The organism is Streptomyces venezuelae (genome assembly GCF_008642315.1).
In the GTDB taxonomy this organism is placed as follows: domain Bacteria; phylum Actinomycetota; class Actinomycetes; order Streptomycetales; family Streptomycetaceae; genus Streptomyces; species Streptomyces venezuelae_D.
Window position 1 is genome coordinate 8352415 of the sequence record NZ_CP029192.1, and the last position, 22356, is coordinate 8374770.

Genomic DNA, 22356 nt, shown 5'->3' on the forward strand with positions numbered 1-22356 from the left:
CCCCGCGCCACCTGGCAGGAAGCATACGACGCCCAAGGAGGCGTCACCTTCGCTACAGCAAGATCAGGGCACGTAAGGAACAACCCGCCGCAACCAGGGGGATACCCACGTGTTCGATGGCAGCACCTATAAGCGATGCAAGTGCACCGAACCCAAGCTGGATAGTGACGGTCAGCCTGTTCTCGACGCGAGTGGGGAACCCAGATTTCGCGAACTCGGCTCTGCCTGCCCCCTCCTGAACAGACGCGACCACGGCTCCTGGTACTACTACGTCAAGCCCCCCGACGGTCCAGGCGGCAAACGCCGCCGCCCGCGCAAAGGCGGCTTCCTCACACAGAAGCAGGCGAAGGAGGAAGCGCAGAAGCTGTGGGACGAAGCTCAGGGGGGCATCGACATCGACAGTAATGAGACTGTCGCCTCGTACCTCGACCGTTGGCACGCCAAGCGCGTCGACCTCAAGCGCAAGACCCGAGGCGACTACCGCGACTTCATCGACCGCGTCTTCAAGCCCGCCCTCGGCCACCTCCCCATGCGCGATCTCCGCGAGCGCCACATCCAAGAGATGTTCCAACAGATATGGGCATACAACGAGGTCAAGAAGGCCAACCGCGAAGCGGCAGAGCTAGCCAAAACCGAATGCGACGCAGCCCACTTGGCCTGGAGTCAGGCGCCCACGCCCCGGCCCTTCGAGCTGCGTCAGGCATGGCAGCAAGCCCGTACAGCTCTCAAAGAAGCCCGCGCCAAGCCTCGCCAGGACACCGGGCCCGCCTCCCAGAAGAAGTACCTCGACTGCCTCACCGCCGCTCTCAACGATGCCGTCACCGAGAAGCTCGTCACGCAAAACTGGGCCAAGCTTGTCGTCGTCCCTAAATACGAGCGCCCCCAACCGCTGGTGTGGACCGACGAGCGAGTGGCACGCTGGCGCGAGACCGGCCAGAAGCGCAGTCCAGTCATGGTCTGGACCCCAGAACAGACGGGTGAGTTCCTCGACGCAGCCGTCGATCATCCCATGTACATCATGTGGCACCTCATGGTGTACCGGGCGCCACGTCGAGGTGAGGCAACCGGCCTGCCCTGGACAGAACTCGACCTCGCCAAAGGGGTGGCCTACGTCTCCGGCCAGCTCGTCACCGATTCCAACTACAACGTATGGAAGGACACCCCCAAGAGCCGCAGCGGCCGCCGCACGGTCGCTCTCGACCACGCCACTCTGGCCCTGCTCACGGCCTGGCGCGACGTACAGAAGGCTCAGCGCGCTGAGTGGGAGAGGAAGCACCGCGAAGACCCTCGGAGCCACGGACCGTACGTCGATTCCGGCTACGTCTTCACCCGACCCGATGGACGCCCCCACCACCCCGCCAACGTCTCCCAGGCCTTCAACAGGTTCGTCCAGCGCATTGGTCTGCCACCGATCCGCCTCCACGACCTGCGCCACTGCGCAGCCTCACTTAGCCTGGCTGCCGGCCTCTCCATGAAGGCCATCCAAGCCCTGCTCGGGCATAGCAGCTACCAACTGACGGCTGACACCTACACCAGCCTGTTGCCTCAGTTCGAGCATGCCGCCGCCAACGCCCCGCTTGAACTCGTGCCACGCCGCAACGGAGTGGAGAAGCCCGAAGGTGAACAGACCTCCGCATCAGAGATAGACCACGAGCAGGCCGCGGCTTCGGTTCCTCCCGGAGCAGAAGCACAGGATGAGGCAGTCGCCTCCGCCGCAAACCCAGAAGAACGACACCTGCACGTAGTACGTATCCACCGCGGAGACCAGGCGCAAAACGCCGCTTGAGCGCGCTGTCCCCCGCACGTCCCCCGGCCACGATCAAGAGCCCCCGAAGCAATCAACGGGGGCTCTTTTCTGCCCTGTTTTGCCTGATCAGATGGGGTTACCCCCGCAGTTGTCGAACTTGCGACCGCCTCTTCATCGACGAGGGCTTCGGCAGCCTCGACGACCAGACCCTCGACGAGGTCCTCGACGTCCTCGACTCCCTGCGCGAACGCGACCGCAGCGTCGGCATCGTCAGCCACGTCGCCGACCTGCGACGGCGCGTGCACGCGCAGCTGGAGGTGGTGAAGGGACGGGCCGGTTCGGCGGTGCGCCGACGGGGCGGGGCGTGAGGAGGTCCGGCAGCCCGGAACCCCCTGCTGCGCAGGGGAGTTGATGTGGCAAGCTGTCGCGAGCCGGGCGCGGGACAGGGGCCGTGACGGTCGTCGGAAGGGGCGAAGTGTGAGACAGGACGGCGGCTTCCTCGCCGAGGAGATCGACACCAGCAGGCCGCATCCGGCCCGGATCTACGACTACCTGCTGGGCGGCAAGGACAACTACGAGGTCGACCGCCGCGCCGGGGACGCACTCGCCGCCGCCGCGCCCGAGGTGCGGCTGGGCGTGCGGGCCAACCGCGACTTCATGCGCCGCGCCGTCCGCCACGTCGTCGGCGAGGGGGTCCGGCAGATCCTCGACATCGGCACCGGCCTTCCCACCTCTCCGAACGTGCACGAGACGGCCGACGAACTGGCGCCGGACGTGCGCGTCGCCTACGTGGACAACGACCCGATCGTGAACACGCACGCCGAAGCGCTGCTCGGCGGCTCCGGCGCCACCGGCACCGTCCTCGCCGACCTGTGCGACCCACGGGCGATCATCGACCACCCCGACGTCCGCCGGATCATCGACTTCGACCGGCCGGTCGCCCTGCTCCTCGTGGCCATCGTCCACTTCCTCACCGACGCGGACGAGCCCGAGCGGATCGTCGCCACCCTGCGCGACGCGCTGCCGGCCGGAAGCTACCTGGTCCTCTCGCACGCCACGAGCGACTTCGCCGACCGCCGCGACGCCGAGGCCGTCTACAACCAGGCCACCGCCAGCCTGAACCTCCGGTCCAAGCCCGAGGTCATGAGGTTCTTCGACGGCTTCGAGCTGGTCGAACCCGGCCTGGCCCAGGTGCCGTTCTGGCGTCCGGACGCTCCGTCGCCCGTCGGCTCCGAGGCGATCGGGATCTACGGCGGGGTGGCGCGCAAGGCCGGCTGAGGCGACCCTGCGGTCAGCGGCCCAGGGGTCGGCGCGGCAGGGGAGAGGAGTAGACGACGCTCGTCGTCACGGCACCCAGCGCGCCGATCCTGCCCGACACCTCTTCGAGGTGCTGCATCGAGCGTGCGGCGACCTTGATGACGAAGCAGTCGTCGCCCGTCACGTGGTGCGCCTCCAGGATCTCGGGGGTCGCGTCGACCAGGTCGTGGAACGGCTTGTAGTTGCCGTTCGGATAGCGCAGGCGCACGAACGCGAGGATGGGGAGACCGAGCCGCTCCGGGTCGACCACGGCCGCGTACCCCTGTATGACGCCGGCCTCCTCGAGGCGCCGCACCCGCTCCGTGACGGCGCTCGCCGACATCGAGACGGCGCGCGCCAGCTCCGCGTAGCTGGCGCGGCCCTCCCGCTGGAGGACATCGAGGATGCGCCAGTCGGTGGCGTCCGTGGAATAACCGGTCATGGCCGAGAGGTAACAGGGAAATCCCCGGCCGATCAAGAGGCGGCCGGGGATTTGTGCCACTCGTCCGCAAAGGCGAGCGAGAGCGAGCAGAAACGGGTGCGGACGAGTGGCCGGGCTCAGACGCCCGCGATGCTCTGGATCCAGGAGCGGTACGCCGTCACGTTCGTGTACGCGGTCGTGGTCTGGCGGTCACTGGTGGAGGCGACGCCGACCTGTGCGCCGTTGGCCATCATCGGGCCGCCCGAGTCGCCGCCCGCGGTGATGCCGTTGCCGCGCCGGGCGCAGATGGCCTGGCCCTGGTAGGCGTCGCGGCAGCCGCCGGTCACGACGACGTCGGCGACCTTGAGGAGCCGGGACTGACAGTTGATCTCCTGGCCGCACTGGGACGTCGCGCCCCAGCCGTACACCTGGACGGTCTGGCCCACGGACACCGAGCCGGGGGAGCCGAGGCGCGCGTAGGTGCCGGGGACGGAGCGGTCCAGCCTGACGAGGGACAGGTCGGACGACGGGTGGCTGGTGACGCTGATGCCGTTGGCCGTGGTGCCGCCGGACGTCTGGTCGAGGCTGCCGATGCGGAACGACAGGCCGCCGCCGCTGACGCAGTGCTTCGCGGTGAGGATCCAGGTGGGGGCGATGATCGTCGCGCTGCAGGTCTGCCGGCCGTTGGAGAAGAGCCTGGCCGCCCAGGGGGCGTTGCTGGCGTAGCCGCCGCCGATGATCGGCTGGGGGCCATTGGCCGAAGCCACGGCGGGCGTTTCCGCGCGCGTCGCGCTCTGGGCCGCCGCGGTGGGCGCGAGCCCCAGGACGGCGAGGGCGGTGGCCGCGAGCGCGGGGACGAGTCTGGATATTCGCACGTTCGTCTCCATTGTGTGGGGATGAAGCTGTGTGGCGATGAAGCGTCCTTGTTGAGGACGGGACCGCATAGGTATGCAGTCACTGCGCACGCCGAGAAGGCGGGTATCTCCTGGCGCGTGCATGCCATATCTGGCGGGAGAGAATCTGGCAGAGGAGCTGTGGGCGGCGCAAGGGGTCGGTGAAGGCTTCCGTGGCGACAGTGCGGCTGTGGTTGGGCTTGCGGATCAGTGCATGTTCAAAACAATTCCTGGTCCGGACCATTGTCGACGGACCTGACGTGCTCCTGGCAACGCGCTTTCGCGACAACCCTGTTGGGCCCAAGGGGAGGAGGGGCCACAGGGGAATGGGGTCGTAGAACGCCGAACTACCGATGATTCGCCGGTCGGCCCATACGGACGCCGGGAATCACCGCTTCAGAGTTCCGTGCGCCACCCGTAGATTTTTCGCCATGAACAACACGAACGCGCAGCTCAGCGCCCCCGCCTCAGGTCACACTCCCGCTACCGCCCGGAACCCGGTGCTGCGGGTTCCGCCGGCGTCGCCGGCCGCCGCGGCCGCATACTTCGGCGCCAGTCTGGCCTTCCACGCCGACGTGTCCGACGTGGCCTCCGCGCTCGCCGGGGACGGGGACCCCGGCTTCGTGGTGATCGACACCCGTTCCACCGCCTCGTGGGACCAGGGCCACGTCCCCGGGGCCGTCCACCTGCCGACCGCCTTGATCCCCGAGCAGGCGGAGGCGCTCCTCGACCGGGCGGTGCCGGTCGTCACCTACTGCTGGGGACCCGGCTGCAACGGCGCGACCCGCGCCGCCCTCGCCCTCGCCCAACTGGGCTTCCAGGTCAAGGAGATGCTCGGCGGATTCGAGTACTGGGCCCGCGAAGGGTTCGAGTTCGAGACGTGGGAGGGCCGTGAGCGGCGCGACGCCGACCCGCTCACGGCCCCGACCGACGCCGGGGACTGCGGCTGCTGATCTCCCGACGTCCTGACGTCGTCAGAGCGCGGAGAGCTCCTCCACCAGGTCGTCCAGACCCAGGGAACCCTGCGACAGGGCGGCCATGTGCCACGCCTTGGCGTCGAACGCGGCACCGTGCCGGGTCCGCGCGTTCTCCCGGCCGAGCAACCAGGCGCGCTCGCCCAGCTTGTACCCGATGGCCTGACCGGGGATGGTCAGATAGCGGGTCATCTCGCTGGCCACGTACTCCGTGGGACGGCTGCAGTGCGCGTCGTAGAACTCCTGGGCGAGGTCCGGCGTCCAGCGCTCGCCCGGGTGGAAGGGGGAGTCCGCGGGGATCTCCAGCTCCAGGTGCATGCCGATGTCGACGATGACCCGCAGCGCGCGCATCATCTGCGCGTCGAGATAGCCGAGCCTGCGCTCGGGGTCGGTCAGGAAGCCGAGCTCGTCCATCAGCCGCTCCGCGTACAGCGCCCAGCCCTCGGCGTTGGCGCTGACGATGCCGACGGTCGCCTGGTATCGGGAGAGGTTCTCCGCCACGTGCGCCCACTGGGCGAGCTGGAGGTGATGGCCCGGCACGCCCTCGTGGTACCAGGTGGAGACGAGGTCGTAGACGGGGAAGCGGGTGTCGCCCATCGTCGGCAGCCACGTGCGGCCGGGCCGGGAGAAGTCCTCGGACGGGCCCGTGTAGTAGGGGGCCGCGGCGCCGCCCGGCGGTGCGATGTGGGACTCCACCTTCCGTACCCGCTCGGCGAGTTCGAAGTGCGTGCCGTCCAGCGCGTCGATCGCCTCGTCCATCAGCTCCTGCAGCCAGAGCCGGACCTCCTCCACGCCCTCGATGTGCGTCCCGTGCTCGTCGAGGTGGGCGAGGGCCACCCACGGCGTGGCCGCGCCCGGCAGGATCTTCTCCGCCTCGGTCCTCATCTCCGCGAACAGCCGGTGGAACTCCGACCAGCCGTACGCGTACGCCTCGTCCAGGTCCAGGTCGGTGCCGTTGCACTCGCGGGACAGCCGGGCGTAGCGCTCGCGGCCCACGATGTCCGGGGCGCCCTCGATCGCCGGGGCGTAGACGTCACGCATCCAGTCGCGCAGCGCCACGACCGAGGCGGTGGCGGCCCGCGCGGCGCTGTCCAGGTCGGCCCGCAGGGCGTCCGGACCCGCCGCCGCGAAGTCGTCGAACCAGCCGCGCCCGCTCGGGTGGTCGCCGGTCTCGCCCGCCCACTCGGTGAGCTGCCCGATGAAGGTGGCGGTCGGGCGCGGCGGCCCGAACAGCTTGCGCTCCAGGCCGAGTTCGAGGGACGCCCGATACCCTTCGAGCGCCGCCGGCACGGCACGCAGCCGCTCGGCGATCGCCGCCCAGTCCTGCCGCGTCTCCATGGGAGAGACGGTGAAGATCTCCCGCACCTGATGCGGCATCGTGTGCAGGTTGCCGACCGCGCGCAGCCCTTCGTCGGCCTCGTGGACGGCCAGCTGCGCGGTCAGCCGCTCCCGCAGGAGCCGCCCGCAGCGGCGCTCGGCCTCGCTGTCCGCGCCGGGCCTGCGCTCCGCCTCGTCCAGCCGCGCCAGGGTCGTGCGCGCCAGCCGGGCGAGGGCCTCCTGGCCCTCGGGCGAGGTGTCGGGGAGCCTGCTGTTGCTCTCCTCGACACCGAGGTAGGTGCCCGTGATGGGGTCGAGGGCGATCAGTTCGTCGACGTAGGCGTCGGCGACGGCGCGGGGCAGGGGGCCGGTGTTCGTATGCGGGTTCTCGGTGGCTGACATGCGGACATCGTCGTACAGAGAAGCGGTTCGCGTCACCATGATTCACCCGGCGGATCCTGCGAGATGTCGGGCGGGGCGTCGGGCGGCAGCAGCGGACCGCACGCCCACTGCTGGAAGATCAACCGGGTCTCCACGCGTGCCACTTCACGCCGCGCGGTGAACTCGTCGAGGACGAGCCGCTGCAGATCCGCGGGCCCGGCCACCGCCACGTGCACCAGGAAGTCCTCCGGGCCCGTGAGGTGGAACAGGGACAGCGACTCCGGCAGCGCCCGAACGCGCTCCACGAACGGCCCGACGAGATCCCGCCGGTGCGGCCGGACCTGCACGGAGAGGAGCGCTTCGACCCCGCGGCCGAGCTTCGCCGGGTCCAGGCGCAGCTGATGTCCGAGAATGACCCCCGAGCGCCGCAGCCGCGTCACGCGGTCGAGACACGTGGACGGCGCGACACCGACCTGCGCCGCCAGGTCTCGGTAGGTGGTCCGGGCATCGTTCTGCAGCACGCGCAGTATGTGGAGATCCACCGGGTCCAGTGCGACGGAATCGGCCATCGGCCGAACGTAGCACGGGGTGTCTCCCCTTGCCCCCGTGCGATGTTCAGCCTGTGCGGCATGGAAGCGAACACCGGGACAGCACCGCACACACCCTCCGCGGACAGCGCCTCGCCGTCACGCGCCCTGGCCACCGAAGCCGTGCACGCGGGACGGGACGATCTGGCCGAAATGGGCCTGCACGTCCCGCCGATCGACCTCTCCACGACCTACCCCTCCCGCGACAGCCGGGGCGAGGCCGCCCGCATCGACGCGTTCGCCGCCGAAGGGGTCCTCGACGGCGGGCCGCCGGTCTACGCACGCCTCGGCAATCCGACCGTCGCCCGCTTCGAGACGGCACTCGCCCGCCTCGAAGGCACCGAGAGCGCGGTCGCGTTCGCGAGCGGCATGGCGGCGCTGACCGCGGTGCTTCTCGTACGAGGATCCGCGCGCCTGCGCCACGTCGTGGCCGTCCGGCCGCTGTACGGCTGCAGCGACCACCTGCTCTCCGCGGGGCTCGTCGGCACCGAGGTGACCTGGGTGGACCCCGAGGACATCGCCGATGCCATCCGGCCCGACACCGGCCTGGTCATGGTCGAGTCGCCCGCCAACCCCACGCTCGCCGAACTCGACCTGGCCGAGGTCGCCCGCGCCTGCGGCACCGTGCCGCTGCTCGCCGACAACACCTTCGCGACGCCCGTGCTGCAACGGCCCGCGGAGAGCGGCGCCCGACTGGTGCTGCACAGCGCCACCAAGTACCTGGGCGGGCACGGCGACGTCCTCGGCGGCGTCGTGGCGTGCGACGAGGAGCTCGCCCGAGGGCTGCGCCAGGTCCGGTTCGCCACGGGCGGGGTGCTGCATCCGCTCGCCGGATACCTGCTGCTGCGCGGCCTGTCCACGCTCCCCGTCCGGGTGCGCGCGGCCTCCGCGAACGCGGCGGAGCTGGCGCGCCGCCTCGCGGCCGACCCGCGCGTCGAGCGCGTCCACTACCCGCGGATGGGCGGCGCCATGGTCGCCTTCGAGGTGCGCGGCGACCCGCACGGGGTGATCGCGGGCGTACGGCTGATCACCCCGGCGGTCAGCCTCGGCAGCGTCGACTCGCTCATCCAGCACCCGGCCTCCATCAGCCACCGCGTGGTGGACGTCGAGGACCGGCGCTCGGCCGGCGTCAGCGACCGGCTGCTGCGCATGTCGTGCGGTCTCGAGGACGTCGACGACCTCTGGCACGACCTGGACCGGGCGCTCGGCCCCGTGCCGGTCACCATCCCCGCCCCGGTGGCCACAGGGACCGTGGGCGCCGCGGCCGCCGAAGGGCTCAGGGGCGCCGTGCGTGGTCGTACGGGAGCCGCGAACTGACCGGTGTCGCGTCGAGGCGGGCCGTGATCACCAGCGTGCCCTCCTCGATCTGGTAGTCGAGCGGCAGGCCGAGCCCACGCATCGCGGCCACCATGCCGGTGTTGGACGCCTGTGTCACCGCGTACACGCTCTCGCAGCCCGCCTCGACCGCCATCGCCACCAGGCGGCCGAGCAGCTGGCCGCCGATGCCGCGGCGCTGCCACTCGTCCTCGACGAGCAGCGCGACCTCGGTCTCGTCGCCGTCCCACAGGAGATGGCCGATGCCGACGATCCGCCCGGACGCGGTGCGCACCGCGAGGGTGCGGCCGAACCGGGGGCTGAGGAGGTGGTTGAGGTAGCGGTCGGCGTCGTGCACCGGGCCGTGGTAGCGCTTGTCGAGGGTGCCCGGTGAGCACCGCTCGTGCATGGCCTTGGCGGCTTCGATGTCGGAGGTGTCGGCCCGCCGCACGGTGATGGAGTTGCCCTCGGGGAGCGTCAGGACGTCCTGGCTGCGCGGGATGCGCGGGCCGAGCCGCGTGTCGAGCTCGACGAGGGCCCGCGCGCGGGCGAACTCCGTGGGAGTGAACGGCAGGTAGGGGCGCTCCACGGTGATGACCTCGCCGTCGGGGCCCTTCAGCCTGAGCACCGTGCCGTCGAGTACGCCGTCGACCGGGACCGACTCCGAACGGGCGGGGTCGTCTTTGCGGGTCCCCGTGCGCGCGGCGGCGGGCAGGGAGCGGATGGTGCAGCGGCCCAGGAGGTGGCGCAGAGCCAGGGGGAGTTCGGCCGCGTCGAGCGCGGTGCGGGTGGCGAGCCCGAGGATGCGGGTGGGGGCGTCGACCAGATCGTGGGCGTCGGCGCGCTCGATCCAGGTGCCCTCGCCGCCCGCCCGCGCGATCGACCGGGTGATCTCGGCACCGGCGAGGTCCGTGGGAGCGCGCAGCAGGAACTCGTCGACGGTGCCCTCGGCCAGCGGATGGGCCTGGAGGCTGAGGATGTCGACGCGGCGCTCGGCGAGGGTCACGCACAGGGCGGCCAGGGAGCCCGGCTCGTCCCGGACGGTCGTGCGCATCCGCCACAGGGTGGTCGTGCCGGGGAGCGTCGAGGGCGCATCGGCCTCGGCGGTGCTCGCGGGAGTGGTCCCGGAGGCGTGGGTGGTGGTCGTGGCGCGCCCGGCCTGCTCCGCCTCGGCGGGCGGCCGGGCGGCGGTATCGTGCGCCGGCGGGGCGTGGCCGTGGCGCCTGGCCCACCAGATGTGGAAACCGGCCGTGGCGAGCAGCACCACGGCCGAGACGACCAGCAGGGCGGGACCGTCGGGTCCGTGCCCCACCATGTTCGCGACGGCGTCGGCCACCGCCACTGCGGTGAACAGCGCCGCCAGCTCGACCACGTCGCGCCGCCAGTGATGAACCGGGCGTCCGTGCTTGGTCCGTGTCACGTCAGGCATGTCAGCTCTCATACGTTCACTGTGCTGGACCGGTGTTTCGTGATCACGAACGCCCTGTGACTGATGGGTAAAGAGGTCATCTGCCCCTTTGGCGGCGATTCCGTCGGCGCGGGTCAGCGGCCGCCGCTCACTGCCCCACCCGGCCCGGCCGCAGCACCTTGGTGAACAGCACGCCGCCGCCCTCCTGGCGCAGCCGCACCGTCAACTCCCCGCTGCCGCCGTCGATGTCGACCTCGCCGAAGTACTGCGGCGTCTCGGCCGGTGACGTGTTGGCGCGGCTCGGCGCCTTGATGAACTTCTGCTCGGGGCCGAACGTCCCGTCGAGCTTCGTCGCGGGGAAGCCGCCCGCCGCCAGCGGCCCGGACACGAACTCCCAGAACGGCGCGAAGTCCTTGAACGCCGCGCGCGAGGGGTCGTAGTGCTGCGCGGAAGTGTAGTGCACGTCGGCGGTCAGCCACACCGTGCCGGTGATCTTGCGGTGCTTGATGTGCCGCAGCAGTTCGGCGATCTGCAGCTCGCGGCCCAGCGGCGCGCCGGGGTCGCCCTGCGCCACGGCCTCGAAGTTCTCCCTGCCGTCCGCCACGACGATGCCCAGCGGCATGTCGGAGGCGATGACCTTCCACACGGCCCGCGAGCGGGACAGCTCGCGCTTGAGCCAGGCCAGCTGCCGGGCGCCGAGGATGCCGGTGGCGTCGTCGGGCTGCCTGTTGGGCGAGTTGGCGTTGCGGTAGGAGCGCATGTCGAGGACGAACACGTCCAGGAGCGGGCCGTGCCGCAGCACGCGGTGGACGCGGCCGTCCTCGTCGCCCGGCGGCAGCGTGGAGACGGGGAAGTACTCGCTGAACGCGCGCAGCGAGCGGCCCGCGAGGACGTCCACGTTCTTCTCCGTGTACCGGGCGTCGTCCAGGATCTGCCCCGGGTACCAGTTGTTGCGCACCTCGTGGTCGTCCCACTGGACGATCGACGGCACCTGGGCGTTGAACCGCCGCAGGTTGTCGTCGAGCAGGTTGTAGCGGAACGCGCCGCGGAACTCCGCCAGGGACTCGGCGACCTTGGACTTCTCCTCCGTCGTGACGTTCCGCCACACGGTGCCGTCGGGCAGCGTGACGCTCGGCAGGATGGGGCCGTCGGCGTAGATGTTGTCACCGCTGCACAGGAAGAAGTCCGGGTCGCGCCGGCGCATCTCCTCGAAGATGCGGTAGCCGCCCCGGTCGGGGTTGATGCCCCAGCCCTGGCCCGCGATGTCACCCGACCACAGGAAGCGCACGTCCTGCTTGCGGGCCTTCGGCGTCGTGCGGAACGTGCCGGTGACCGGTCTGCCCGTGCGGCGCGGATCGTCGGGGTCGGCGAGCAGCACCCGGTAGTGGATCTGCTCGCCCGCGGGCAGCCCGTGCAGCCTGGTCGTCCCCGTGAAGTCCGTGTCCGGGCCGAGGAGCGGGCCGCGCCACCGCTGCGGATCGCGGAACGACTCGGTGGCGGACGTCTCCACGATCATCCGGGCGGGCCGGTCGGAGCGTACCCAGACGAGCCCCGAGTGCGCCGTCACGTCTCCGGCCTGTACGCCCCATCCGGCCTTCGGACGACCCGACAGGGCGAGCGACGGCGCGGCCCCGGCCAGTGCGGGCACGGTGAGCGCCGCCGGTACGGCGAGCGATCCGCGCAGCACGCTGCGGCGGCGGGGGGACGGGCTCGGCTGACGTTGCGACATGAATGCGCCTCCAGTTGACGGGTGCGACCAGTGTGCGGGCGCGCGGTCGGCACCGCGCCACAGCGCCCACACGAAGCCCAAGTGAACAACTCCCCACAGGCCGGGGGGAACCGCCGCGCGGCGACTGCATAAGCTCGGCGTCGACGGCGCGCCGCCGGGCGCGTCGCTGTCGAGGGGGAGTCACGTGCCGTTCACCGGTCAGAGTCACATCCGCATCGCCCGCCCGTCCCGCGATCTCGCGGCAGCCGAGCGGTTCTGGGTGGACGGCCTGGGACTGGGCGTCCTGTACCGGGCGGAGGGCGGCCGGGCTCCCGGCAAGCACGACCTCCTCATGGTGGGCAGGCCGGACGCCTCGTGGCACCTCGAACTCGTCCACGAGGCGTCCGCGCCGGTCCTGCCGCGCCCCACCGAGGAGGACCTGCTCGTCGTCTATCTCGACGACGAGGTGCCCGAGGAGCTGGTGGCACGGCTGGAGGCGCACGGCGGCAAGCGGGTCCAGTCGCCGAACCCGTACTGGAACGAATGGGGCGTCACGGTCGAGGACCCCGACGGGTACCGGCTGGTGCTCTCCACGCGCGCGTGGTCCAACGCCTGATCCGCGGCCCGGCGACGGGCGCCGGTCAGCGGCAGGTGTCGAGGATGACGCGGGCGACGCGCGCGGGGTCGTCGTTCATCGGCACATGGCCGCAGCCGGGGAGCCGGACCAGCCGTGCGCCGGGAATGGTGTGCTTCGCGCGTATCCCCTGGCGGCGCAGGAGCAGACGGTCCTTCGTGCCCCAGGCCACGGTCACAGGGAGGCCCGTCACGTCATCCTGGAAGAGGACGTCGCGTCCGGCCAGCAGCGTCGCCTCGAACCCGGTGGCTTCGCGCAGCGCGAGCGTCTCGGCGACGACTGCCTCGGGGGAGCGGCGCCAAGGGCGGGCGTAGATGGTGCTCGTGAGCGCCGTGCGCCCCGCCGCGCTCGCGGACAGCCGCTCGATCGCGGGACGCGGCAGCAGACGCGCGCCCCGCCGCATCGCGAGGAGCGTGCCGAACGCGTAGCGGCGTTCCGCGGCCGTCCAGAAGCCGGCCGGGGAGAGCGCGGTGACGGAGCGGACCAGCTTCTCGCGGCCCATTTCGAGGGCGAGCAGTCCGCCCAGGGAGTTGCCCGCCACGTGCGGCCGCTCGATCTGCAGCGTCTCGCAGAACGCGCCGAGCGCGGGGACGACCGCGGGCAGCCCGTACGCCATTTCCTCGGGCAGCGCGGGGGAGCGCCCGAAGCCCGGCAGGTCCACCGCGATCACGTCGTGCTCGGCGGCCAGGATCTCGAACACCGGGTCCCAGGCCTGCCGGTGGTGGCCGATGCCGTGCAGCAGGAGCAACGGCTCGCCTGTGCCCGCCCGTTCGTAGGAGATCGTCACGGTGTGCGGGCCGCCGGGCGACGTGACGCTGAAGGAGACCTCTGCGGCCATGACTGCTCCTGTCCCCGCCGCCGGACGACGGATTCCCGATGTGTTAGACGCGCTGTCAGCAACAATTACCGTTCAGTAGGGCCCAGTTCAAGAGGGCGGCCCGAGTCGCTTCGAGCGCGGGGTCGCCGCGACGCCGAATGTGCCGCGTGCCGCAGCCAAAGTGCCTGGACAGACGCTGCTCGGTGGGCTGGGATAGGAGCGTGGCCACCGACACCATGACCGACGTCTTCGAAGAGCACCGACCCGTCCTGATGGGCGTCGCCTACCGCATGCTCGGCCGGGTGGCCGACGCGGAGGACGTCGTCCAGGAGGCCTGGTTGCGCTGGTCGGAGTCCGACCGCGACCAGGTGCGCGAACCGCGCGCCTTCCTGGTGCGTGTCACCACACGGCTCGCCATCGACCGCCTGCGCCATCTGCAGTCCCGGCGCGAGGCGTACGTCGGTCCGTGGCTCCCCGAGCCCTACGTCACCGACCTCGGGTCGTCCGTGCCCGACACCGCGGAGCGGGCCGTGCTCGCCGAGTCCGTATCCCTCGCGGTCCTCGTGGTCCTCGAATCCCTCTCGCCCCTGGAGCGGGCGGTGTTCGTGCTCCGCGAGGCGTTCGGATTCCCGTTCGCCGAGATCGCGGTCACGCTCGACCGCACCGAGGCCGCCGTGCGCCAGCTCGCGGGCAGGGCCCGCAAGCACGTCCACGAGGGCCGCCCCCGCTACAAGGTGGACCCCGCGCAGCGCCGCGACCTGACCGAGCGCTTCCTCGCCGCGGCCACCGAGGGCGACCTGGAGGGGCTCATGTCCCTCCTCGCGCCGGACGTCCGGTTGGTCGGCGACAGCGGCGGCAAGTCGAAGGCGCCGGTGCGCATCCTGGAGACCGCGGACAAGGTGGGCCGCTTCCTGCACGGCGCCGTCGGCAAGTCGGTCCGGGAGGCGGGGGGCCGCCTGGAGGTCCGCTTCATCGAGGTGAACGGCGCGGACTGCCTCTTCGTCCTCTACGACGGCATGCCCGACAGCATCTTCCAGCTGGACGTCGTAGACGGCCTCATTCAGGACGTCTACATCGTCCGCAATCCGGACAAGCTCGTGTCGCTCATCCCGTAGCCTTCCGCCTCCGCGTCACAGTCGGCGGCGCATCGCCCCAGTTCAGAGCCCCCGTCCCGGCGGACGGGGGCTCTGTCGTGCGCTCTTTGCCGGCCGTTCATGAACGGCTGGCCGATTACGCCTGCTTGGCCCCGCGCGAACACCGCATGAATGCTCTGTGGCATCGTCCCTGTGCAGGCAGTAACGGATCGAGGATTGGTCTTGACCAAGGGTGGGTGCGGGCCTATGGTCGCAGGGATAGTGCAGGAACCTTTAATAAACAAGGGCGCTAAAACGCCGCCGGTCACGGCGATTGCGGAGGACAGGGTGGGGACCACGCAGCTCGAAACGGTGCCGGAGCCGAAGTACTGGCATCTGAAGACCGTGCTCAGTGAGGCGCTCGACTCCGAGTTCTCCGTCGGGGAGATCCTGCCGAACGAGCGCGATCTGGCGGCCCGCTTCGGCGTCGCCCGCGCCACCCTCCGGCAGGCTCTCGAACAGCTCGAACTCGAAGGCAGGCTCCAGCGCCGCCGCGGAGTGGGCACCACGGTCGCTCCGCCGCGGATGGGCGTGGCCGTCGGATCCGCGCAGGGCTCGTGGCCGGGCGCGGTCGGCGACGCCTGGCAGCTCGCGGACTGCGCCCCGGCGGTCCCGCCGGCGGACGTCGCCCGGATGCTGGGGACCATCGCGGACGAGCAGGTGCACGTGGTGCGCCGCACCCGTGTCTCGAACGGCCAGCCCGTGGCCGCCGAGCTGCTGTACGTGCCCACGTCCTCGGTAGCCGAGCTGACCGGCATGGACGAGCCGTCAGGTGCGGCACGCGCGCGTGTGGTCCTGCGTGAGCTGTCCCGGCTCGGCCTCGAAGGACAGGACCGCGCCGTCGAACTCGGCTCGGCACGCGCGGACGACGCCAAGGCCCTGGACCGCCTGCCCGGCGCACCGGTGCTCGTCGTGACGACCCGCTTCCTCGCCGAGGGACGCACGGCGGCGGTCTCCGTGGCCACCTACCGCGCCGACACCTGCCGCCTCACGTTCGGGGACTCCGGCGGCGTGGAGATCCACCACGACGCCGAGCGCCGCGCTTCCTGACGCTGCCCCGCCCGCGCGGTCCGCGTCGATCGCGTCGCCGGCGTCTTCGCCTCATCGAGGGGACCGTCTCACCGTCGTGCGGTGACGGTCCCCTCGACGGCGAACAGCTGCTCCTCGACGTGGTCGAGCGCCAGCCGCAGCGCCCCGGTCGACACCACCGCCTCGCCCAGCAACGACAGCGCCACCCGGGGCGGCCGCAGGCAGTAGCGCTCCAGCTCCCGGTGCAGCGGCTCCAGCACACCATCGAGCCCCGCCGCCCAGCCGCCCACGACGACCAGCTCCGGATCGAGGGCGAGGACCAGGGCGGCCACGTCGTGCACGAGCCGCTGGATGAATCGCTCCACGGCGGCCCGCGCCCGCTCGTCGCCCTCGCGCGCGTGCGCGAAGACGTCGGCGACGGCCTGCTCGTCCAAGGGGTGCAGCGGCTCGTCCGTCGTCGAGAGCAGCGTTTCCGGAGTGACCTCGCGGCCCAGCAGGTGCAGCGCGCCGATCTCGCCCGCCGCGCCGCCGTACCCCCGGTGGAGCCGCCCGCCGATCAGCGATCCCGCCCCCGGGCTCAGCCCCGCGAGGACGAACACCACGTCGTCCGTGTCGGTCGCCGCACCCTTCCAGTGCTCGGCCACGGCCGCGGCGTTGGCGTCGTTCTCGACGAGGACCGGGCACTTGAACGACCGGCGCAGCCGCTCGCCCAGCTGCAGCCCCGTCCACTCGGGCAGCGCCGTGCTCAGCCGCACCGTGCCGTCCGCGTCCAGGATGCCTGGACTGCCCACTCCGACGGCCCGCAGCGAACTGCGGGCGATCCCGGCGCGGCGCAGCAGATCGGCGACCGCCGTCCGCAGACGTTCGAGCCGGTCGTCCGCCGAGGCCTCCGCGGAGACGGCCTTCGACGCCGCCCCGAGGATCTTGCCGTCCAGGTCCGAGAGCACGGCGGCCACCCGGTGGGGGCCGATCTCCAGCCCGAGCAGATGTCCCGCCTCCGCCCGGAACCGGAACTTCCGTGCAGGCCGGCCCTGGCGCCGCGCGCCGCCGTCCTCGGCCGCCGACTCCACCACGAGCCCGGCCTCGATGAGCCCTTCGACGACCCCCTCGACGGTGGGCCGGGAGAGCCCGGTCACGCGGGTGATCTCCGTGAGCGTCGCCAAGTCCGCGGCGCGCAGCGCGTGCAGCACCACCGCGGAGTTGATACGCCGCAACAGAGAGGGGTCCCCGCCGCTCAGCTGCCCCAACGTCCGTCCTCCCTGCTCGTGCGCGTGATGGCCGGATCGTACTCGCAGGACGGTACGGCGGCGAGGGCCGGGCCCGCCTGCACCGCACACACGGCCGTCACCCCGGTGCGACGAAACCGGATTCGTACGCGGCGATGACCGCCTGCGTCCGGTCCCGCGCCCCGAGCTTCGCGAGGACGGCACTGACATGCGACTTGACCGTCTCCGTGCCGACGACGAGGCGGGTGGCGATCTCCGCGTTCGACAGACCGCGCGCCATCAGCCGCAGCACCTCCGCCTCGCGCTCCGTCAGCGCGGCCTTCTCCAGGGCGTCCCGGGCCTGCGGATTGCCGCGCTCCGCCCCGTACTCGCCGGCCAGCTGCCGGACCGCCGCGGGGAACAGCAGCGACTCGCCCTCGGCGACGAGCCGCACCGCGTGCACGATCTCCGCGGGCCTGGCGCGCTTCAGCAGGAACCCGTCGGCGCCCGCGCGCAGCGCCTCGTACACGTACTCGTCGTTCTCGAAGGTCGTCACCACCAGGATCTTCGGGGGATCCTGCACGGTACGCAGCACCGCGCGGGTCGCCTCGATGCCGTCGAGCAGCGGCATGCGGACGTCCATCGCGACCACGTCGGGGCGCAGCTCGCGGACGAGGGGGATCACCGCCGCGCCGTCCGCCGCCTCGCCCACCACGCGGATGTCCGGCTGCGCCTCCAGGACGGCACGCAGGCCCGCGCGTACGAGGGGTTCGTCGTCGACGAGGAGCACTGTGACCGGCATTCGGTCAGCGTAGATCATTTCAGCGGAAGTTCGACGTGCACCTGCCACTCGCCGTCGTGCGGTCCCGTGGTGGCCCGGCCGCCGAGCAGAGTGGCGCGTTCCCGGATGCCGCGGAGTCCGCTGCCGCCGCGCCCCGTCGAACCGGTGGCATGCGGCAGCGCGTTGCGCACGTTCATCACCAGGCGGGCGTCGTCCACGGCGATGCGCAGGCGCACCGGCACGGGGCCGGAATGGCGCAGGGCGTTGGTCAGCGCCTCCTGGAGCATGCGGTAGCCCTCGCGGGAGACGGGTCCCGGCAGCCGCTCCACCGGACCCGTCACCTCGACGTCGACCTTCGCGCCCGAGGCACGCGCCGACTGAAGCAGCCGGTCGGCGTCGGTGAGCGTGGGCCGTCCGCTCACCGGCTGCTCGTCCTCGCGCAGCACGCGCAGGACCCGCTCCAGGTCCTCCAGCGCGGCCCGCCCGGTCTCCTCCACCGCTTCCAGGGCACGTGCGGTGAACTCCGGGTCGGACGCGGCCCTGGCGGCGCCCGCCTGGACGACGGCGACGGTCAGGGCGTGGCCTATGGAGTCGTGCAGTTCGCGCGCGATGCGGTTGCGTTCGAGGAGCTGCTCGGTGCGTTCCTCCATGACGGCGAGGCGTTCGGCGGCTGAGGGGCCGAGGAGGCGCCGGGCCACCACGGCCGTCAGATGCCCCGCCGCCAGCAGCACGCCGAGTTCCGCCAGGACGAGCAGGAGGCTCAGCGGTGCCTTGATCCAGGCCGTGTCGGGCGGGGTGAGCAACAGACCGTCCGTCTCCGGCGCCTGGTCGTTCGCACCGACCAGGGCGAAGACCATCCCGATGAGCTGACCCGTCAGGTGAACCAGGGCGATGCCTGTCTCCAGGCGGAACACCAGCCATAGGGCGGTCCGCACCCGGTCCCGCCAGGAGGCGGAAGGGGCAACGGAGATGCCGGATTCCTCCACCTCGCCGCCCGGCACGGGCGCGTGGTGACCGGGAAACAGCATCATCCGGGCCTGCAGCCCCTCGGCCCTGCGGATGACGGGCACCAGGGCGGCCGCCACCAGCAAGGGTATGGGAGTGAGTCCGACGAGCACCCAGTCGAGGGAAGAGGGCTCGGAGAGCCCCGGATAGATCGCGGCGATCACCCAGGCGATGGCCGACCCCAAGAAGATGTGCAGCCAGCGCGTGTAGGTGACCGCACGCGTCAGCGGTCGAAGGAAGCCGGGCATGGCGTCATCGTGCCAGGCCTCCCGTACCGCAGGACTCCCCCGTGAGGGGGAGACGATCTCCCCGGGCGGGGGAAGACCCGGCGGGCCGGTGACGGCCAGGCTGATGCCCATGACCAGCATCGACGTCAAAGACCTGACCAAGGAGTACGGCACGACCCGCGCCGTGGACGCCCTCACGTTCAGCGTCCGCCCCGGCCGGGTCACCGGATTCCTCGGCCCCAACGGCGCCGGCAAGTCGACCACCATGCGCCTCGTCCTCGGCCTGGACCGCCCTACCTCGGGCACGGCCACAGTGGGCGGCCGCCGCTACACCGAACTCGCCGAACCGCTGCGCCACGTAGGGGCGCTCCTCGACGCGCAGGCGGCCCACGGTTCGCGCACCGCCCGCAATCATCTCCTCGCCTTCGCGGTCAGCAACCGGCTCCCCGCGCGGCGCGTGGCCGAGGTCCTCGACGAATCCGGGCTGGCAACTGTCGCGGACAAGCGGATCAAGACGTTCTCGCTGGGCATGCGGCAACGCCTCGGCATCGCGGCCGCGCTCCTCGGCGATCCCGAGGTCGTGATGCTGGACGAGCCCTCGAACGGGCTCGACCCCGAAGGCATCATCTGGATCCGCGAGTTGATGCGGCGCCTGGCGGCGGAGGGCCGCACGGTCCTCGTCTCCAGCCACCTCATGAACGAGACCGCGACCTTCGCCGACCACCTCGTCGTCCTCGGCCGGGGCAGGCTGCTCGTGGACGCCCCCTTGACCGAGTTCATCGCGTCGCAGAGCCGGGCACGGGCCCGCGTACGCACGACCGACCCCGAACTGCTCCGTGAACTGCTGGCGAGCCGGGGATACGTCCTCGGGGAGCCGGTCGAGGGCCGCTGGACGGTCGACGGGGCGAAGGCCGAGGAGATCGGCGCGATCGCCGCAGCTGCCGGGGTCCAGGTGCTCGAACTCGCCGACGAACAGACCTCACTGGAACAGGCCTACCTCGCCCTGACGGCCGACGCGGCCGAGTTCACCGCAGGCAGCGCCACCGTCCCCGCATCCCGACAGGAGGCCTGACCATGGCGAACTCCGCCGTACTGCCCGTCACCCACGCCGAGTGGATCAAGATCAAGTCGCTGCGGGCGAGCCTGATCTCGCTGCTCGTCATCTTCGCCGCGACCCTCGCCGTCACCGTGCTCGCCTCCGCGACCATCGGCCGGGCCGAGGCGGACAACCCCGACGCCGAGCCGCTTTTCGACGCCTTCTACGCCTTCAACTTCGGCCAGATCGCGGCCATCAGCTTCGGAACGACCGCCGTGTCCTCGGAGTACACGAGCGGCGCCCTGCGGATCTCGCTCGCCGCCGTGCCGCGCCGCGGGCTCTTCTACGGCTCCAAGATGCTGGTCGTCGGCGGTCTCGCGCTGCTCGCCGGGCTCGTCACCGGCTTCGCGACTTTCCTGACCAGTCAGGCCTTCATGGGGGAGTACGCGATCGGGCTCGACCACCCCGGCGCCGTGCGCGCCTGCGTCGGCGGCGGCATCTACCTCGCGCTGATGGCGCTGCTCGCGGCGGGCCTGACGGCGGTACTGCGCAGCGGCGTGGCCGTCCTCAGCATCTTGATCCCCTTCACGCTGATCGTGTCGTTCGTCGTCGGCGACGTGGCGAGCGGTGCCGCCGGATACCTGCCGGACAAGGCGGGCCAGCAGGTGCTGCACGAGACGCCGACCGGGAGTCTCGGTCCGTGGGCCGGGCTCGCGGTGAGCGCGGCCTGGACGGCCGCGGTGCTGCTCGCCGGTTGGTGGGCCGTGCGCCGCCGTGACGCGTGACGTGCGACGCATCGGGCGGGACACGCGACGCATGACGCGTTGTCAGTGGCGGCCGCTTTACTGGACGTCATGAGCAGCGCACACCACCTCGCCGTGATCGACCTGCTGCGCTCCCGGGACTTCCCCGCGGAGCACGGCAGGTCCGAGCACGGCTCACAGGGGCCCGGGTTCCACATCGCGGAGTTACTGACGAGTGACACCTTCTGGGAGGACGACGGCACGCGGTGGCACCTGGCGGAGGAGCAGTACGACGCCGAGCGCGATGCCCTGACCGTGCTCCTCGCCGACCGTTGGGGGCCGCCCCAGCAGTTCAGCCTGGCGAGCCTCTTCGAACGCTCCACGGCGGCGGACTTCGGCGACGCGGACGAGGAGATACCGGAGCCGTGGGCCCACTTGAGCTCCTGCGTGCCGGACCTGCACCTGTGGCGGGTCGACGGCCGCTGGATAGCCCTCGGTGTCGCCCAGTGGGACAAGGAACAGCCGTTCCAGCTGCTCGCCGTGGTCACGGAGACGGACCCGCCGTGACCACGGCGTGCGGTCCCCGTCAGACGAGACCGAGCGAGTCCGTGCCGGTCCGCTCGAAGAAGCGGGCCACGTCCGCCTCCGTCACCCGCGACAGCTCGGCGGGCGACCAGCGCGGCCTGCGGTCCTTGTCGACGACCTGGGCCCGGATGCCCTCGGGCAGATCGGGCGAGGCCAGGGCAGCACAGGACACGCGGTATTCCTGTTCGAGGACCGCCTCCAGGGTGGGCAGTTCACGCGCCCTGCGCAGCGCGGCCAGCGTGACCTTCAGGGAGGTCGGGGACTTGGACAGGATCGTCTCGGCCGCCTCCTTCGCGTGCCGGTCGCCACTGGCGTGCAGCCGGTCCACGATCTCCTCGACGGAGTCCGCGGCGTAGCAGTGGTCGATCCACTCGCGGCGGGCGGCCAGTTCACCGGCCGGAGGCGTCGCCGCGAACTCGCGCACGACATCCACCACGTCCGTGTCGGCGAGCGCCGCGGTGAACTCCGGCAGCCGCTCCGACGGCACGTAATGGTCCGCGAGCCCGCACAGCAGCGCGTCACCCGCGCCCACCGGCGTCCCCGTCAGCCCCAGATGCGTACCGAGCTCGCCGGGCGTCCGCGTCAGCAGATGCGTACCGCCCACATCGGGCACGAAGCCGATGCCCGTCTCCGGCATCGCCACCCGCGACCGCTCGGTGACCACCCGGACGTCCCCGTGGGCCGAGACACCGACACCGCCACCCATCACGATGCCGTCCATCACGGCCACGTACGGCTTCGGGAAGCGGGCGATGCGCGCGTTGAGGAGGTACTCGTCGCGCCAGAACGCGGCCGACGCCGCCGCGCGGCCCGCGCGCACGTCGTCGTGGATCGAGCGGATGTCGCCGCCCGCGCACAGCCCGCGCTCCCCGGCCCCGGTGACCACCACCGTCGCCACCGACTCGTCCCGCTCCCAGGCGTCCAGCGTCTCCGCCATGATCCGGACCATCTCGTGGTTCAGGGCGTTGATGGCCCGCGGCCGGTTCAGGACGAGGTGCCCGGCGCGGCCCTCCCGGTGGTGCAGGACAGGGGCGTCGACGGGCGCGTCGGGCGTGGCGGTCATGGTGCGGGTGGCTCCGTTCACGGGGGCGTACGCGGATCACGGGGAACGTACG

Annotated in this window: 21 protein-coding genes and 1 pseudogene; 11 read left to right on the top strand and 11 right to left on the bottom strand. The window is 71.5% G+C overall.

Annotated elements, in window-relative coordinates:
* Positions 1–109: 109 nt before the first annotated feature.
* From DEJ48_RS36945 to DEJ48_RS36955, 3 genes and pseudogenes are all read left to right on the top strand, one after another.
* Positions 110–1786 (top strand): tyrosine-type recombinase/integrase, encoded by a 1677-nt coding sequence (locus tag DEJ48_RS36945; protein WP_150220468.1) that lies wholly within the window; start codon positions 110–112, stop codon positions 1784–1786.
* A gap of 122 nt (positions 1787–1908) precedes the next feature.
* Positions 1909–2115: pseudogene (locus tag DEJ48_RS41195) on the top strand (exonuclease); the annotation flags it as partial.
* A 109-nt stretch (positions 2116–2224) separates the two neighbouring features.
* Entirely contained in the window at positions 2225–3025 is an 801-nt protein-coding gene (locus DEJ48_RS36955) for an SAM-dependent methyltransferase (protein WP_223832337.1), read from the top strand.
* A gap of 13 nt (positions 3026–3038) precedes the next feature.
* On the opposite strand, the gene DEJ48_RS36960 is transcribed toward DEJ48_RS36955, so the two are convergent.
* Both DEJ48_RS36960 and DEJ48_RS36965 read right to left on the bottom strand, forming a co-directional pair.
* Positions 3039–3485: an Lrp/AsnC family transcriptional regulator gene (locus DEJ48_RS36960; protein ID WP_150220470.1), complete on the bottom strand. Its 447-nt coding sequence runs from the start codon at positions 3483–3485 to the stop codon at positions 3039–3041.
* Positions 3486–3601: 116 nt separating this feature from the next.
* Complete coding sequence (locus DEJ48_RS36965) at positions 3602–4339, bottom strand: S1 family peptidase (RefSeq protein ID WP_150220471.1); 738 nt, start codon at positions 4337–4339, stop codon at positions 3602–3604.
* A 449-nt stretch (positions 4340–4788) separates the two neighbouring features.
* On the opposite strand from DEJ48_RS36965, the gene DEJ48_RS36970 reads away from it, so the two are divergent.
* Positions 4789–5310 (top strand): rhodanese-like domain-containing protein, encoded by a 522-nt coding sequence (locus DEJ48_RS36970; protein WP_150220472.1) that lies wholly within the window; start codon positions 4789–4791, stop codon positions 5308–5310.
* 21 nt (positions 5311–5331) lie between these two features.
* On the opposite strand, the gene DEJ48_RS36975 is transcribed toward DEJ48_RS36970, so the two are convergent.
* A complete protein-coding gene (locus DEJ48_RS36975; protein WP_150220473.1) occupies positions 5332–7050 on the bottom strand; it encodes a DUF885 domain-containing protein in 1719 nt (572 codons plus the stop codon).
* A gap of 32 nt (positions 7051–7082) precedes the next feature.
* Positions 7083–7598: an Lrp/AsnC family transcriptional regulator gene (locus tag DEJ48_RS36980; protein WP_150220474.1), complete on the bottom strand. Its 516-nt coding sequence runs from the start codon at positions 7596–7598 to the stop codon at positions 7083–7085.
* A gap of 60 nt (positions 7599–7658) precedes the next feature.
* Between DEJ48_RS36980 and DEJ48_RS36985 the strand changes: the two genes are divergently transcribed.
* Positions 7659–8933, top strand: coding sequence for a trans-sulfuration enzyme family protein (locus DEJ48_RS36985; RefSeq protein ID WP_150220475.1), 1275 nt, complete (start codon positions 7659–7661; stop codon positions 8931–8933).
* Here the strand turns inward: DEJ48_RS36985 and DEJ48_RS36990 are convergent.
* Positions 8893–10359 carry a GNAT family N-acetyltransferase gene (locus DEJ48_RS36990; protein ID WP_223832338.1) on the bottom strand — a complete coding sequence of 489 codons (1467 nt, stop codon included), beginning with the start codon at positions 10357–10359 and terminating at the stop codon, positions 8893–8895. The genes DEJ48_RS36985 and DEJ48_RS36990 overlap by 41 nt on opposite strands.
* Before the next feature lie 127 nt (positions 10360–10486).
* Entirely contained in the window at positions 10487–12067 is a 1581-nt protein-coding gene (locus tag DEJ48_RS36995; RefSeq protein WP_150220477.1) for an alkaline phosphatase D family protein, read from the bottom strand.
* 184 nt (positions 12068–12251) lie between these two features.
* On the opposite strand from DEJ48_RS36995, the gene DEJ48_RS37000 reads away from it, so the two are divergent.
* The gene (locus tag DEJ48_RS37000) at positions 12252–12662 is read left to right on the top strand and encodes a VOC family protein (protein ID WP_150220478.1); all 411 of its coding nucleotides are present in this window, start codon (positions 12252–12254) and stop codon (positions 12660–12662) included.
* Positions 12663–12687: 25 nt separating this feature from the next.
* Here the strand turns inward: DEJ48_RS37000 and DEJ48_RS37005 are convergent, their stop codons facing one another.
* The gene (locus tag DEJ48_RS37005) at positions 12688–13518 is read right to left on the bottom strand and encodes an alpha/beta fold hydrolase (protein WP_150220479.1); all 831 of its coding nucleotides are present in this window, start codon (positions 13516–13518) and stop codon (positions 12688–12690) included.
* 200 nt (positions 13519–13718) lie between these two features.
* Between DEJ48_RS37005 and sigJ the strand changes: the two genes are divergently transcribed.
* Positions 13719–14612, top strand: coding sequence for an RNA polymerase sigma factor SigJ (sigJ, locus tag DEJ48_RS37010; RefSeq protein WP_150220480.1), 894 nt, complete (start codon positions 13719–13721; stop codon positions 14610–14612).
* A gap of 306 nt (positions 14613–14918) precedes the next feature.
* The gene (locus DEJ48_RS37015) at positions 14919–15680 is read left to right on the top strand and encodes a GntR family transcriptional regulator (RefSeq protein WP_150220481.1); all 762 of its coding nucleotides are present in this window, start codon (positions 14919–14921) and stop codon (positions 15678–15680) included.
* A gap of 68 nt (positions 15681–15748) precedes the next feature.
* On the opposite strand, the gene DEJ48_RS37020 is transcribed toward DEJ48_RS37015, so the two are convergent.
* The 3 genes from DEJ48_RS37020 to DEJ48_RS37030 form a co-directional block, all read right to left on the bottom strand.
* Positions 15749–16906 carry an ROK family transcriptional regulator gene (locus DEJ48_RS37020; RefSeq protein ID WP_150220482.1) on the bottom strand — a complete coding sequence of 386 codons (1158 nt, stop codon included), beginning with the start codon at positions 16904–16906 and terminating at the stop codon, positions 15749–15751.
* Between the two features lie 97 nt (positions 16907–17003).
* A complete protein-coding gene (locus DEJ48_RS37025; RefSeq protein WP_150220483.1) occupies positions 17004–17666 on the bottom strand; it encodes a response regulator in 663 nt (220 codons plus the stop codon).
* Between the two features lie 14 nt (positions 17667–17680).
* The gene (locus DEJ48_RS37030; protein WP_150221614.1) at positions 17681–18898 is read right to left on the bottom strand and encodes a sensor histidine kinase; all 1218 of its coding nucleotides are present in this window, start codon (positions 18896–18898) and stop codon (positions 17681–17683) included.
* A 109-nt stretch (positions 18899–19007) separates the two neighbouring features.
* Here DEJ48_RS37030 and DEJ48_RS37035 point away from each other — a divergent pair, with 109 nt between their 5' ends.
* From DEJ48_RS37035 to DEJ48_RS37045, 3 genes are all read left to right on the top strand, one after another.
* Positions 19008–19949, top strand: a complete 942-nt coding sequence (locus DEJ48_RS37035) for an ATP-binding cassette domain-containing protein (RefSeq protein ID WP_150220484.1) — start codon at positions 19008–19010, stop codon at positions 19947–19949.
* A gap of 2 nt (positions 19950–19951) precedes the next feature.
* Positions 19952–20698: an ABC transporter permease gene (locus tag DEJ48_RS37040; RefSeq protein ID WP_190537822.1), complete on the top strand. Its 747-nt coding sequence runs from the start codon at positions 19952–19954 to the stop codon at positions 20696–20698.
* Between the two features lie 69 nt (positions 20699–20767).
* Entirely contained in the window at positions 20768–21223 is a 456-nt protein-coding gene (locus DEJ48_RS37045) for a hypothetical protein (RefSeq protein WP_150220486.1), read from the top strand.
* A 19-nt stretch (positions 21224–21242) separates the two neighbouring features.
* On the opposite strand, the gene DEJ48_RS37050 is transcribed toward DEJ48_RS37045, so the two are convergent.
* Positions 21243–22304, bottom strand: coding sequence for an enoyl-CoA hydratase/isomerase family protein (locus DEJ48_RS37050; RefSeq protein WP_150220487.1), 1062 nt, complete (start codon positions 22302–22304; stop codon positions 21243–21245).
* Positions 22305–22356 lie beyond the last annotated feature (52 nt).

Coding starts and splice junctions, on each gene's coding strand:
- DEJ48_RS37035 (WP_150220484.1), top strand. CDS start 19,008: ATGACCAGCATCGACGTCAAAGACCTGACCAAGGAGTACGGCACGACC.
- DEJ48_RS36960 (WP_150220470.1), bottom strand. CDS start 3,485: ATGACCGGTTATTCCACGGACGCCACCGACTGGCGCATCCTCGATGTC.
- DEJ48_RS36985 (WP_150220475.1), top strand. CDS start 7,659: ATGGAAGCGAACACCGGGACAGCACCGCACACACCCTCCGCGGACAGC.
- DEJ48_RS37040 (WP_190537822.1), top strand. CDS start 19,952: ATGGCGAACTCCGCCGTACTGCCCGTCACCCACGCCGAGTGGATCAAG.
- DEJ48_RS36975 (WP_150220473.1), bottom strand. CDS start 7,050: ATGTCAGCCACCGAGAACCCGCATACGAACACCGGCCCCCTGCCCCGC.
- DEJ48_RS36990 (WP_223832338.1), bottom strand. CDS start 10,359: ATGCCTGACGTGACACGGACCAAGCACGGACGCCCGGTTCATCACTGG.
- DEJ48_RS36980 (WP_150220474.1), bottom strand. CDS start 7,598: ATGGCCGATTCCGTCGCACTGGACCCGGTGGATCTCCACATACTGCGC.
- DEJ48_RS37030 (WP_150221614.1), bottom strand. CDS start 18,898: ATGCCCGGCTTCCTTCGACCGCTGACGCGTGCGGTCACCTACACGCGC.
- DEJ48_RS37025 (WP_150220483.1), bottom strand. CDS start 17,666: ATGCCGGTCACAGTGCTCCTCGTCGACGACGAACCCCTCGTACGCGCG.
- DEJ48_RS36995 (WP_150220477.1), bottom strand. CDS start 12,067: ATGTCGCAACGTCAGCCGAGCCCGTCCCCCCGCCGCCGCAGCGTGCTG.
- DEJ48_RS36970 (WP_150220472.1), top strand. CDS start 4,789: ATGAACAACACGAACGCGCAGCTCAGCGCCCCCGCCTCAGGTCACACT.
- DEJ48_RS37050 (WP_150220487.1), bottom strand. CDS start 22,304: ATGACCGCCACGCCCGACGCGCCCGTCGACGCCCCTGTCCTGCACCAC.
- DEJ48_RS37045 (WP_150220486.1), top strand. CDS start 20,768: ATGAGCAGCGCACACCACCTCGCCGTGATCGACCTGCTGCGCTCCCGG.
- DEJ48_RS37005 (WP_150220479.1), bottom strand. CDS start 13,518: ATGGCCGCAGAGGTCTCCTTCAGCGTCACGTCGCCCGGCGGCCCGCAC.